The organism is Shewanella sp. GD04112 (genome assembly GCF_029835735.1).
GTDB lineage: Bacteria > Pseudomonadota > Gammaproteobacteria > Enterobacterales > Shewanellaceae > Shewanella.
Window position 1 is genome coordinate 2019149 of record NZ_JAOEAL010000001.1, and the last position, 13298, is coordinate 2032446.

General features: G+C 48.1%; 9 protein-coding genes. 5 read left to right on the forward strand and 4 right to left on the reverse strand.

Annotated features, from left to right (window positions below):
* Positions 1-219: 219 nt before the first annotated feature.
* Complete coding sequence (gene yqfB, locus N7386_RS09085) at positions 220-552, forward strand: N(4)-acetylcytidine aminohydrolase (protein ID WP_126512992.1); 333 nt, start codon at positions 220-222, stop codon at positions 550-552.
* Between the two features lie 118 nt (positions 553-670).
* On the opposite strand, the gene N7386_RS09090 is transcribed toward yqfB, so the two are convergent.
* The 4 genes from N7386_RS09090 to N7386_RS09105 form a co-directional block, all read right to left on the reverse strand.
* Complete coding sequence (locus tag N7386_RS09090; RefSeq protein WP_109287788.1) at positions 671-3727, reverse strand: efflux RND transporter permease subunit; 3057 nt, start codon at positions 3725-3727, stop codon at positions 671-673.
* Positions 3724-6987, reverse strand: coding sequence for an efflux RND transporter permease subunit (locus tag N7386_RS09095; RefSeq protein ID WP_279768093.1), 3264 nt, complete (start codon positions 6985-6987; stop codon positions 3724-3726). The genes N7386_RS09090 and N7386_RS09095 overlap by 4 nt, the downstream gene beginning before the upstream one ends.
* Positions 6988-6999: 12 nt before the next feature.
* On the reverse strand, positions 7000-8076 hold the full coding sequence (locus tag N7386_RS09100; protein ID WP_011622408.1) for an efflux RND transporter periplasmic adaptor subunit: 1077 nt from the start codon (positions 8074-8076) through the stop codon (positions 7000-7002).
* A gap of 284 nt (positions 8077-8360) precedes the next feature.
* Positions 8361-9647, reverse strand: coding sequence for a citrate synthase (locus N7386_RS09105; RefSeq protein WP_011622409.1), 1287 nt, complete (start codon positions 9645-9647; stop codon positions 8361-8363).
* A gap of 416 nt (positions 9648-10063) precedes the next feature.
* Between N7386_RS09105 and sdhC the strand changes: the two genes are divergently transcribed.
* Genes sdhC through N7386_RS09125 form a run of 4 tightly spaced genes read left to right on the forward strand, consistent with a single transcriptional unit; the run spans position 10064 to position 13286 of the window.
* Positions 10064-10459, forward strand: a complete 396-nt coding sequence (gene sdhC / locus N7386_RS09110) for a succinate dehydrogenase cytochrome b556 subunit (protein ID WP_011622410.1) — start codon at positions 10064-10066, stop codon at positions 10457-10459.
* Entirely contained in the window at positions 10453-10800 is a 348-nt protein-coding gene (gene sdhD / locus N7386_RS09115) for a succinate dehydrogenase, hydrophobic membrane anchor protein (RefSeq protein WP_011622411.1), read from the forward strand. Before sdhC ends, sdhD begins: the two co-directional genes overlap by 7 nt.
* Complete coding sequence (sdhA, locus tag N7386_RS09120) at positions 10801-12567, forward strand: succinate dehydrogenase flavoprotein subunit (RefSeq protein WP_279768098.1); 1767 nt, start codon at positions 10801-10803, stop codon at positions 12565-12567. It abuts the gene before it with no gap.
* Positions 12568-12578: 11 nt separating this feature from the next.
* Positions 12579-13286 (forward strand): succinate dehydrogenase iron-sulfur subunit, encoded by a 708-nt coding sequence (locus N7386_RS09125; RefSeq protein ID WP_011622413.1) that lies wholly within the window; start codon positions 12579-12581, stop codon positions 13284-13286.
* The last annotated feature ends 12 nt before the right edge of the window (positions 13287-13298 follow it).

Here is a 13298-nt window from a genome sequence, read left to right on the forward strand (position 1 = left end):
CCATGTTTTGCTGTTGCCTAAGAGGATGGTGGCTAAGTTTTGCTGGGTATTACCGCGCTAAAGTATGAGTTATTTTATTTACCGTACTGTTCACCCATGGCCATAACCGCTATATTGACGACCAGTAAGGTATTGACCTTTAACGGTTTAACTAAATAAATGCAGATTTAACAGTCGTTAAGTTCTGCATACTACGTGAGTGTTTGTTATGGAGGCGCTTTGTTAACCAAAATCACTTTCTTTGAGCGTTTCGAGCAGGATATTTTATCGGGGGCTAAGACCATTACCTTAAGGGATGAAGCCGAGTCTCATGTGTTCGCCGGACAAATTTTGCCGGTATCGACCTTTGAAGCTGACCGTTGGTTTTGTGATATCAAGGTCATTGAGGTTGTGCCTGTGCTGTTTTCTGCGCTGACAGAGCAACATGCTGCCCAAGAGAATATGACGCTGCCAGAGCTGCGCCGAGTGATCCAAGAGATTTATCCCGGCCTTGAGCAGTTATTTCAAATTCGCTTTTGTGTTGTGAGTACAACGGCAGACTCTATTGATTAACGCTATTGACTAACGTTATTGATTAAGCGCTATTAAGAAAAAATAGGCTGGCTTGTTTTGATGCAAGCCAGCCTATTTTTCAAGTGTGATGCGAACTTATATCGCAGACATCAATTAACTATACCGTCCAAGGTAAGAGTTTTTGGGCGATGCGGTTTGATTCACCTAGGCGCACCGCGGCGCGATAACGCATTCTGTAGAGCAGTTGGTAGCACAAGGGAACCAAATACAGACTCGTCACCGTTGAGAACGACAAACCGCCGATAATGGCGATAGCCATCGGTGAGTAGGGTGGACCACCGCCGCCGATTTGGGTTTCGCCCATCGCCAGTGGCACTAGGCCCAGCACCGTCGTTCCGACCGTCATTAGCACAGGGCGCAGACGGGTAATACAGACTTCACGTATGGTATCCGACAGCTTATCGAGTTCAGGCGTCATTTGGTTGATTTGGTCGACCAATACGATGCCGTTATTCACCACAATTCCCATAAGAATCAAGATCCCTATCATGGCCATGACTGACATAGGCGTGCCTGTGAGCAGCAAAGCCCAAAAGACGCCAGTGATCGAGAACAGAATCGAGGTGATAATCGCCGTCGGTAATAATAAAGATTCAAACAGCGCCGCCATTACGATGTAAATCATGGCAATAGCAAGCAGCATATTGATAGCCATGACGCTCTGATCTTCATCCTGACGCTCAAACCCTCCGCGCAGTGAATAGTTATAACCATTCGGGAAGCGCACGTTTTCCATCACCTGTTTGATCTTCGTTTGTGCTTCTTCTGTGGTGAGCTTGTCTAAGTTCGCGCCGATTGAAAGCGAGGTTTGGCGATTGTAGTGCTTGATGGTATCGAACCTAGGTAAAATCTCGATACTAGCAAGGTTATCAAGGGTATACAGGCGTTGGTCGATACGCACGATAGGCAGTTGCTTTAGCTTCTCGAGGGATTTTTGCCATTCCTTCTCATAGGCCATTTCGATACGCAGCTCCCCATTGGGATCGTGCCTAAATGAGCGCAGCGGTGAGCCGCGCAGGGCCATTGATATGCTAGAGGCCACTTCGTTGAGTTTTAAATCCAGTCGTGCTGCCATCTGCCGATTAATGCGGATCACCACTTCCTGCTGCGCGCCGTTCACTTCGGAGCGCACATCCACTAAGCCTTTGATATTGGAGAGCAGAGGTAATACTTGCTCACTCAAATGGATAAGCTCTGAGGTGGAGCGACCTGTGAGCGTGACACGTACGCCTGAGTTATCATTGCCCCAGCCAAATTGAGGTTTCGCGATGGAGAATTTAGGAAAACCGCTGCGGATTTTCTTCTTTAATTCATCCAGTGGCATAGGTAGGTCTTTTTTCAGCAAAATCACTGAGGAAGCATCGTCTGGCGCATAATAGCTATACACTGAGTCGATATGGAATTCCTCTTTATTGTTATAAAGATACTCTTCCATTTGGCTCACCATTGCTTCGGTCACATTGAGATTATGGCGACCTTCTACTTGGTAGTTGATGTAAATCCGCTCCTTGCTTTGGCTGTCCTCCTGATCCTGCTTTACCATCGATAGCGGTAGGGCAGTGGAGACCAAAATGGCCACCGAAATTAGGCCAGAACGCCAAGGACGCAGCAGCACCCAATTGAGGCTACGGTTGTAGAAGTTTTGCAACTTACCGGGTGCTTTCTCCGGCGCGATATCGAAGTGAAACTTAGTCAACATCAATGGAATTAATGTTTTAGCCACTAACAGTGAGGCCGCCAGCGAAATACAAATCGCAATCGCCACATGCTCAAGGAAGATAGTAAGTTCGACTTTTACCCCGAAGATATTGGGTAAAAACACGATAGCCGTGGTCATAGTGCCCGCAAGTACGGCAAGACTGACCTTATCTACCCCTGTCATGACCGCGTTTTCATTGTCTTCTGCGCTATTGGTGGCTTTGCCTTGCTTCTCCTGCAGCACACTCTCGGTGACCACCACGGCGTTATCGATAAGCATACCGACCGCCAATAATAGTCCCATCATCGACAGAATGTTTAAGCTGTAACCTAGCAGGTACATGGCGGCCAGCGTCATACCAATCGAAATCGGCACTGATGACACCACAATCAAGGTCATCTTGAAGTTTCTCAGGAATAAATACAGCACGATAAAAGACAGCAAGGCGCCGATTAATCCCGACAGCAGCAGATCCGAGAGGGAAGATTTTACCCCAGAGGCTTGATCTTCCATGATAAACAAGCGGATACCTTGGAATTGTTGATCTTGCTTGGCAAGCTCAATCACCTTTAATACCCGATCAGACACTTCCACTAAGTTGGCGCCGGATTCTTTAAACACATCCAGACCCACAGCGTAATGCTTATCTAAGTGACGACCTTCGACCCGTTCAGGTAGCGCAAATTGCACATCGGCAACGTCACCTAAGGTCAGTCCCGGTAATAGTACTAGGGCTTTAATGTCTTCCAGATTGCGAAACTCGCCCTTAGGAGACACCTGATAAACCAGATTACTTTCCCTTAAGGTGCCAGCGCTGAGTACAAAGTTTTCTCGGCCGAGACGTGTCTGTAACTCGGTTGCCGAATAACCACTAGCGGCAAGACGGTTGGCATTGATCCTGACCTCAATCTGCTTTTGCTCAACCCCATAGAGATTGACTTTAGACACCCCTTCGACCCGCTCCAGCGGGCGCTTAAGCTGCTTATCAAGCAAGTCGAATGCGCCAGAAAGCTCGCGGTCGCTCGAAATCCGTATGGTCAATACTGGCATATCGGCGGTGGAGAATTGACGGATAAACACCCGCTCAACATCCTTGGGCAATAAGTGCCGCACCGCATCGATTTTTTCCCGCGCTTCTAAGCTCTTAGTGGCAACGTTTTCGCCCCATTTCATATTGATTTCGATTTCCGCCCCCTCTTGGGAGGATTCGGATTCGAGCTCATCGATACCGCCCATAGTGGCGAGGGACTCTTCGAGCACCTTAGTGATATCGCGCTCGACTTCCGCAGGGGTTGAGCCTTTGTAAGGCACTTGCACCACGATCTGCGGAATATCGATGCCGGGGAACATTTCGAGCGGCAGTAGGCGGCTAGAAGCCAGACCAAACAGCAAGATAGCAAAGAAAAACATGCTGGTGGTGACTGGGCGTTTTATCGCTAAACGGGTGAGGTTCATAGACGAGCCTCCGTGGTTTCTGCCGTGTTGTCTTGCGCTGTGGCGGTATGTTCAAACTTTTTACGGTCAAACAGGGCATAGAGCACAGGAATAACAATCAGGGTCAACAGGGTCGAGAGACTCAGACCAAAGATCACGGTAATCGCCATCGGTGCACGGACTTCTGAGCCATCGCCTAAACCTAACGCCATCGGCAGCAGACCTAAGGTGGTGGTTAAGGTGGTCATCATAATCGGGCGCAGACGGGATTTGGCCGCGACCTTAATGGCATCAAGCTTGTCCACGCCTTCGGTGCGCAGCTGATTAATTCTATCCACCAGTACGATGGCGTTGTTGACCACAATCCCCGCGAGCATGATAAGGCCGATAAACACCACCACACTCAAATGGGTTTGGGTGATATAGAGCCCAAGCACGCTACCTGCCAGCGCCATCGGCACGGCGAATAAAATTAGCAGCGGATGCAGCAGTGATTCGAATTGACTCGCCATCACTAAGTACACTAGGAAAACCGCTAGGATCAGCGCAATCTTCAGTGATTGGAATGAATGCTCCATTTCCTCATTTTGTCCACCAAAGCGTGCTTGAACCGAGGCGGGCAAGACCTGTGCAGACAAAATTTGCTGCGCTTCGGCCACCGCATCACTTAAGTCGCCATAGGCAAGGTTGGCCGATACTAAGGCCACTCGTTGTTGGCTGATGCGGTTAATCGCCGATGGGCCTAATTGCAATGACACTTCAGCCACGGCGCTTAGGGCAATCGGTTGCTGGCTGTTCGGGTTGATGATTAGCGCATCGATATCACTGATTTGATCCCGCTCATCCAGTTCGCTACGCACTAAAATATCAATTTTGCGGTCGCGGACTGTGTATTGGCTGGCAACTGTACCGCCAACGCGCTGGGCAATACGATTGGCGACTGTGGGCGCATCCATGCCTAAGGCGGCTAAGCGAGCATGGTCGAAGCGAATGCTGAGTTCTGGCTGACCATCACGCAGGCTGGTATTCACATCGGCAAAGCGATCGGAGGCGGAAAGTGCCTTAACCAGATTATCGGCACTGCGCTTAAGCAAGTGTAAATCGTAACCCGAAAGCTCAATCTCCAATGGGGTTTTAAAGCTAAAGAGTTCAGGTTGCTCGATTTTAGCTTCCAGCTCAGGGATGCGGCGCGCGGTGTCACGCAGCACTTGTGTCACCTGATGGTAAGCCGTGTGATCGCTCAGTACGACCTGTAAACGCCCCCAGTTTTCACCGCCTCTGGCGGTATCAGAGGTCATTAGGCCGCCGCTACCCGCTTGGCTGTAGGCATGTTTGACTTCGGGTCTGTCTTTAATCGACATCGCGAGTTGTTGCAGTACTTTGTCTGTTTCACCGACGGCAGTGCCAGGAGGCAACAGGATCTCCACATAAAACTCCCCTTGGTTCATCGGTGGGATGAGCTCCATACCAAGGCGGGGCAGCAAGCTAATACAGGCGCCAGTGATCCCTATGGTTAGCAACAAAGTGGCGACTTGTTTTCGCAGTGCTATCGCGAGCAGTTTGTGATAAACCGACTCGATAGCGTGGTAAACAAAATTAAAACCACTGCTTAGCGGGCGCATCACTAACCCAAGCAGCCAAGAGAAGAAGCGACCAATGACTAACGCTAAAGTCAGCAATGCACTCGGTAAGTAGCTAAAGAGCAACACAATCGGGAAGGAAAATACCGTCGCACTATAGTGTTTTAACTTACCGAGCTTAGTCGTTGGTTTCTCCTTCGGGGTTTTCTTGATGAGTTCGGGCAGTGCTGTAAAGCCTTCGCGGGAGGCCAGCATTGGAATTGAGGTTAATGCCACCAAGAGTGATGCGAGTAGAGCAAAGGTCACTGTGAGGGCTTGATCAGAGAATAGGGCGCCCGCAATACCATCGACAAATACCAAGGGGACAAACACTGCAAGCGTGGTCATGGTCGAGGCGAAAATCGCGCCCGCCACTTCTTTAGTCCCTGTCACTGCCGCATCTAACTTGCTCATGCCTTCGTTACGGCAGCGGTCGATGTTCTCCAGCACCACAATGGCGTTGTCGACTAAGAGACCGATAGCGAGCGCAATACCGCCTAATGACATGATATTTAAACTGATATCGGCAAAATACATCATGTTAAAGGTGGCAATCACCGAGAAGGGGATGGAGATAGAGATGATCAGCGTCGGGATAATATTGCGCAGGAACAGGTAAATCACCAACATAGACAAAATACTGCCCATCAACGCAGATGAGGTGACTTCACTTACGGCACTCTCAATAAACTCAGACTGATCGTAAATCACTTCCAATTTGTTTTGCTTAGGATCTTGGTTGATTTTGACTAGCTCATCGCGCAGTTTTTTAGCCACCGCGACCGTGTTGGCATCGCCTTCCTTATAGATAGCCAGCTCAATCGACTCTTGGCTGCCGATACGGGTGATGTCGCTACGCTCTTTAAAGGCATCGGTAATGGTCGCAACTTCAAATAGACGTACTAAGGTCTGTGCGTCGCGATAGACGATCACTTGCCCCAGTTCTTCCAATGAATTGAATTGGTTAAGGGTACGAACCAGATATTCGCGGTCGCCTTGGATCACTTTACCCGCAGATAAGTTGATGTTTTCCTCGTTGATGCGGCGTTTAATATCATCGGCATTCAAATTGAGCTGGGATAATTTTTCCTGATTGAGCTGAATATGCACTTCCTGCTCTAAACCACCGGATAAGCGCACTGCAGCTACACCTGAAAGAGCTTCTAAACGGCGTTTAAGTTCTTCCTCCGCGTAGGTACGCATCTGCTTGAGTTCAGCCTCTGATGCATTAGGGACTGACAGCGCGAGGCGCATGATTGGGTCTAGGTTGGGGTTAAAGCGCAGCAATAATGGCTTTTTAACATCCAGTGGCAGGGCGATAGTGTCGAGTTTTTCACGCACATCGAGACTTGCCATATCCATAGTGGTACCCCATTCGAACTCGAGTACCACATCAGACATGCCTGAGCGGGAGATAGAGCTTATCTTACGCAAGCCTTTCACCACACCGACGGCTTCTTCAATGGGTTTTGAAACCAATTGCTCCACTTCAACGGGCGCGGCACCGTCGTACATGGTTCTAATGGTCAAGGTGGGGTAGCTTAAATCGGGCAGGAGTTTTACCGCTAAGCGCGAAAACCCCACCATACCGAATAACATAATGGCCAGCATGAACATCCATACCGTGACTGGCCGTTTAACTGAGGTGCTGATGATTGACATGAAAGACTCCTATCAGTTCTTCGCTGAGGCCAAATCGAGTGGGGTAATGACTTCAACTAAGGATTGGTCTTTCAAATTTTGCTGGCCACGGGTCACGACTTGCTCGCCGGGTTTGAGGCCGGAGACCACTTCCACCGCGTCGCCTTCACGGTAACCAATTTCGACTTCACGGCGGTTGGCGCGATGATCTGCGCTCGTGCCATCAATCACATACAGGGCTTGTTTGTTGTCTTGGTTGATCAGGGCACTGTAGGGCACGGTGATTACATTCTCATGGGTGTCATACTTCAATTCGACCCGAGTGAACATACCGGCCTTTAAATGCGCATTCTGATTCGGTACGGCTAAAGTCACTTTAAAGGTGCCGCTCTGTGGGTCGACCACTGGGCTTATCCGCAATACTTTCGCGTGGATAGCGTTTTTGCTCTGCTGATTACTAAAGACTTGGGCTTCTTGGCCTAAACGCAGGCTAGTTAATTGCTGCTCGGGTAAATGCACAATCCCGTGCAGCTCGTCTTGATTGACGATATAAAACAGATCCCCAAACTCCTTCGCCATGTTACCGGCCTTCACATAACGCTTAGCGATAATGCCATTGATAGGGGAGACCACATGGCTTTCTTTGACTTGTAATTCGGCAAGATCGCGTTTGGCGATAGCGGCCTGTAGGTTGTACTCAAGTTTGGCCATCGAGTCGGCACTGATAAACTCTTTGTTGCTCATTTTCTTTAAGCGGTTTAACTCTTGCTCGATGATTTTCACTTCGGCTTCGGAGCGGTCGAGATCGTATTGCTGACGTTTAGCATCGATAACCGCGAGGATTTGGCCTTTTTGTACCCGGTCACCTTCTTCGACATTAATGGCTTCGATAAGGCCGGCAATGCGGCTAACGACATTGGCTTCCTGCGGAGCTTCGAGGGTCGCCGTAGTGCTATAAAACGAAGACACATTACCCTGCAGTACGGTAGTGGTTTCGACGGGGATGGCATATTGTTCTTCTTTTTTAGCCACTTCCTCTTCGCCGCATGCCGCTAGCATTGACACTAACAGCACGGGTAGGGCGAACTTAGCAATTTTTGACTTTTCCATAAGAGTATTACCTGTTGTCATTTTTGTGATGCCATCTTAAAGCGAAAAACATGCCAAAATTAAAAATACATTAATTTCAGTAAATTAACTTAAAATTATGAGATTGTGGATTAGGCAAACTTACTAAATGTAGCTAAAAAGTTTAAAAAGTGATTAGAAATGCTAAATAACCTGTGAGGGGAGATTGGCTATTGTGCTAGCGGGACTGATGAGAGGAGAGAAGGGCGGGGAAAAAAATTCCAATAAAAAAGCGCCCAGAGGGCGCTTTTATCGATAAATGCAGTTTAGCGTTTATCTTGGCTAACGAAGTCACGCGCAGTCTCGCCAGTATAGAGCTGACGTGGACGGCTGATCTTGTGACCTGGTTGATCCAACATTTCTTTCCAGTGAGCAATCCAACCCACGGTACGTGCTAATGCAAACAGTACAGTGAACATGCTGGTTGGAATACCAATGGCTTTCATGATGATGCCAGAGTAGAAATCGACGTTTGGATAGAGTTTCTTCGAAATGAAGTATTCGTCTTCCAGTGCGATACGCTCAAGTTCCATCGCAACATCTAATAATGGATCTTGTACTTTCAGCTCTTTTAACACTTCGTGACAGGTTTCACGCATGACTTTGGCACGTGGGTCAAAGTTTTTGTAAACACGGTGTCCGAAGCCCATCAGACGGAATGGGTCGTTCTTGTCTTTCGCACGGGCGATGAATTCAGGAATACGGTCCACTGAACCGATTTCTTCTAACATTTGTAGACAAGCTTCGTTCGCGCCGCCGTGCGCAGGGCCCCATAGAGAAGCAATACCCGCAGCGATACACGCGAATGGATTCGCGCCTGAAGAACCGGCTAAACGTACGGTTGACGTTGACGCGTTTTGTTCGTGATCCGCATGTAGAATGAAGATACGGTCCATAGCACGTTCAACGATTGGGTTTACCTTGTACTCTTCACAAGGAACAGCAAACATCATGCTTAAGAAGTTGCCTGCGTAGCTTAAGTCATTGCGTGGGTAAACGAATGGCTGGCCAGAAGAGTACTTGTAGCACATAGCGGCAATCGTTGGCATTTTGGAGACTAGGCGATAAGCGGCGATTTCGCGGTGGCGAGGATCGTTGACATCGAGTGAGTCTTGATAAAATGCAGACAATGCACCAGTGACACCACATAACATCGCCATAGGATGAGCATCACGACGGAAACCTCTAAAGAAGAAGGCGAGTTGCTCATGAACCATAGTGTGGGTTTTTACTGTGTGTACAAATTCAGCATATTGCTCTTTCGTCGGCAGTTCACCGTAAAGCAGCAGGTAACACAGGTCTAAGTAATCTGAGTCAACGGCGAGTTGCTCGATTGGATAGCCGCGGTGTAACAATATACCTTGATCGCCATCGATATAGGTAATTGCAGATTCACAGGAGGCTGTCGCGAGAAAACCTGGATCAAAAGTGAAGTAACCCTTGCTGCCAAGTTTACTGATATCGATTACGTCAAAACCAGCGGATCCTTGCTTTACTGGCAATTCTATCGAGTCGTTCCCTGGTAATTCTAATTTGGCTTTTAAATCAGCCATACCCCGTTCTCCTTACTTCGTTCTTATCTGTGAGTGCGGCATGTCAAACCGCCATTACTTTACAGCCATTCTAGATCACATTTCAATTTAAATAAGCGTTTAAATTTGTTAGACCATGGTATAAATCTCTTTACTTTCCTTGGTGCAGCTGGCACTTAGGTGAAAATATCCTTAAAAAAACAAAATTTGCATTCTGTGATGTTTGTATTTGACATTTCGCGCGAGTATACTTGCCTCCGCCTAATAATGGCCGCAAACGATGATGTTAAAACACCCTTTGTTTACATGTTAAATAAGTGAGTGTTCAAATAGTTATCTGTTTGTTTAAACTTTGCTTTTGTGTTTACTTTTGCCCTGATTTACCCCTCGGTTTAAAGTTTGTACAAAAGCGGTTCACATAACAAAAAAAATGCTCAATGGAGCTGAGTGAGCAGAACGTGAAAAAGCAAAGACCTGTCCATTTAGATCTGCAGACCATTCGCTTTCCTGCAACAGCGATTGTGTCAATTCTTCACCGTGTATCCGGTGTCATCATGCTGTTCGCTGTTGGCATTCTTATTTGGTTGCTAAATTCATCTTTAGCCTCCGCTGAAAGTTTCGCAGGCGTACAATCTCTGTTTGATAACTTCGTCGTGAAGTTCATCATGTGGGGCATTTTGACTGCACTGGCTTATCACTTATTCGGTGGCCTACGCCACTTAGTAATGGATACCGGTCGTTGGGAAGAGTTGGCTTCGGGCACCGCCTCAGCGAAAGCTGTATTTGTACTGACGGTAGCCTTTTCAATTTTAGCGGGGTTATGGGTATGGTAACCAATGCAGCAAGTTTTGGACGCAGTGGTGTTCATGACTTTATTCTACTACGCGCTAGTGCAGTAATCCTCGCCTGTTACACCATTTTCATGGTTGGCTTTATTGCATGTAGTTCCCCTCTCACCTATGACGTTTGGCACGGCCTGTTTAGCGCTCTGCCAATGAAAGTGTTTACCCTGCTTGCGCTGGTTGCACTGCTTGTTCACGCCTGGATTGGTGTATGGCAAGTATTGACGGATTACGTCAAGTGCACTTCGTTACGCGGTGTTTTACAGTTCACCTTCGTCGTCACCGTCTTTTGTTATCTGGCGGCCGGCATTGTTATTGTGTGGGGTGTCTAAGTGAGTATTCCAGTACGTGAGTTTGATGCTGTAGTGATTGGTGCCGGCGGTGCCGGTATGCGCGCAGCATTACAGATTTCTAAAGAAGGTAAGAGCTGTGCGCTTTTATCTAAAGTATTCCCAACCCGTTCTCATACCGTATCTGCGCAGGGTGGTATCACCGTTGCGTTAGGTAACGCCCATGAAGACCATTGGGAACAACACATGTACGATACCGTAAAAGGTTCCGACTTTATCGGTGACCAAGACGCTATCGAATTCATGTGTCAAACCGGTCCAGAAGCCATTATTGAACTCGAGCATATGGGTTTACCCTTCTCTCGTTTCGATAACGGTAAGATTTACCAACGTCCTTTCGGTGGTCAATCTAAAAACTTCGGTGGTGAACAAGCGGCGCGTACCGCTGCAGCGGCAGACCGTACCGGTCACGCACTGCTTCACTGCTTATACCAACAGAACGTTAAACACAAAACTCAAGTGTTTTCTGAGTGGTATGCCCTCGATTTAGTGAAAAACCAAGACGGTGCCATCGTAGGTTGTACTGCGATTGAAATCGAAACGGGTGAAATCGTTTACTTCAAAGCCAAGGCCACTGTACTCGCGACTGGCGGTGCAGGTCGTATCTACGCATCAACCACAAACGCACACATCAATACCGGTGACGGTGTTGGTATGGCAATGCGTGCTGGTGTTCAGATGCAAGATATGGAAATGTGGCAATTCCACCCAACCGGTATCGCTGGTGCGGGTGTACTTGTGACTGAAGGTTGTCGTGGTGAAGGTGGTTACCTGCTGAACAAAGACGGCGAGCGTTTCATGGAGCGTTATGCACCAAACGCCAAGGACTTAGCATCTCGTGACGTGGTAGCACGTTCTATGATGACTGAAATCCGTGAAGGCCGTGGTTTAGATGGTCCATTAGGCCCACACTGCTTACTGAAACTCGACCACTTAGGTAAAGAGACCTTAGAAGCCCGTCTACCAGGTGTGTGTGAACTTTCTCGTACCTTCGCGCATATCGATCCGGCCGATGGTCCAATCCCAGTTTTGCCAACCTGTCACTATATGATGGGTGGTTTGCCAACGAAGGTGAGCGGTCAAGTTATTCGTAAGAATGAAGATGGCAGCGAGCAAGATGTGGTTGGTTTATTCGCAGTAGGTGAGATTGCCTGTGTGTCTGTACACGGTGCTAACCGCTTAGGCGGTAACTCTCTGCTCGACTTAGTGGTCTTTGGCCGCGCTGCGGGTCAACACTTAGGTAAAGCACTCGATGAGACTGCGGATCCAAAAGATGCGACCGATGCGGAAATTCAAGCGACTTTAGCACGCTTAAACCGCTGGGAAAGCAACAAGTCTGGCGAAGACCCAGCGCAAATCCGTAAAGATTTACAACTTTGCATGCAATTAAACTTCTCTGTATTCCGCCGTGGCGATGCAATGGCAGAAGGTTTAGAGCAGTTAAAAGCTATCCGTAAGCGTTTAGAAAATGCCAAGTTGTCTGATAATTCTCGTGAATTCAACACTCAACGTATTGAATGTTTAGAGTTAGACAACCTGATGGCGACGGCAATTGCCACTGCTTATGCTGCTAACTTCCGTACAGAGAGCCGTGGTGCTCACTCACGTGAAGACTATTTAGAGCGTGATGATGATAACTGGTTATGTCACACCCTGTTTGACCCCGTGACTGAAACCATGGACCGTCGTGCTGTGAATATGGCGCCTAAGTTACGTGAAGCATTCCCGCCGAAGAAACGTACCTACTAGGAGTTGCAAAGATGAAATTGGAATTTGCAGTTTATCGTTACAATCCTGATGTAGATACAAAACCTTACATGCAGGATTACAGCCTCGAAGTGGCTGAAGGCTCTGACATGATGGTGCTTGATGCACTGATCAAGTTAAAAGAACAGGACCCAACGTTAGCGTTCCGTCGCTCATGCCGTGAAGGTGTTTGCGGTAGTGACGGTGTGAACATGAACGGTAAAAACGGTCTGGCTTGTATTACGCCAATCTCTACCTTCAAAGGTAAGAAGTTGGAAATTCGTCCACTGCCAGGTATGCCAGTCGTACGTGACTTAGTGGTTGATTTAACTCAGTTCTACAAGCAGTACGAGAAGATCAAGCCGTTCCTCATCAACGATGAGAAGATGCCTGCTCGTGAACATTTACAGTCACCTGAACAGCGTGCCCATTTAGATGGTCTGTACGAATGTATCATGTGTGCATGTTGTTCTACGGCTTGTCCATCGTTCTGGTGGAATCCTGATAAGTTTATCGGTCCTAGCGGTCTGCTACACGCTTACCGTTTCTTGATCGACAGCCGCGATACAGCGACAGAAGAACGTCTTTCTGAGCTGGACGACGCCTACAGCGTGTTCCGTTGCCACGGCATCATGAACTGCGTTGACGTCTGTCCAAAAGGACTTAATCCGACTAAAGCAATTGGTCACATTAAGTCAATGCTGCTTAAGCGAGCTGTGTAATGCGAGAACCCG

Bases quoted from the DNA above. Each gene is read 5' to 3' on its own strand.
- N7386_RS09090 (WP_109287788.1), bottom strand. From the start codon at position 3,727: ATGAACCTCACCCGTTTAGCGATAAAACGCCCAGTCACCACCAGCATG.
- N7386_RS09095 (WP_279768093.1), bottom strand. From the start codon at position 6,987: ATGTCAATCATCAGCACCTCAGTTAAACGGCCAGTCACGGTATGGATG.
- N7386_RS09100 (WP_011622408.1), bottom strand. From the start codon at position 8,076: ATGGAAAAGTCAAAAATTGCTAAGTTCGCCCTACCCGTGCTGTTAGTG.
- N7386_RS09105 (WP_011622409.1), bottom strand. From the start codon at position 9,647: ATGGCTGATTTAAAAGCCAAATTAGAATTACCAGGGAACGACTCGATA.
- sdhC (WP_011622410.1), top strand. From the start codon at position 10,064: ATGGAGCTGAGTGAGCAGAACGTGAAAAAGCAAAGACCTGTCCATTTA.
- sdhD (WP_011622411.1), top strand. From the start codon at position 10,453: ATGGTAACCAATGCAGCAAGTTTTGGACGCAGTGGTGTTCATGACTTT.
- N7386_RS09125 (WP_011622413.1), top strand. From the start codon at position 12,579: ATGAAATTGGAATTTGCAGTTTATCGTTACAATCCTGATGTAGATACA.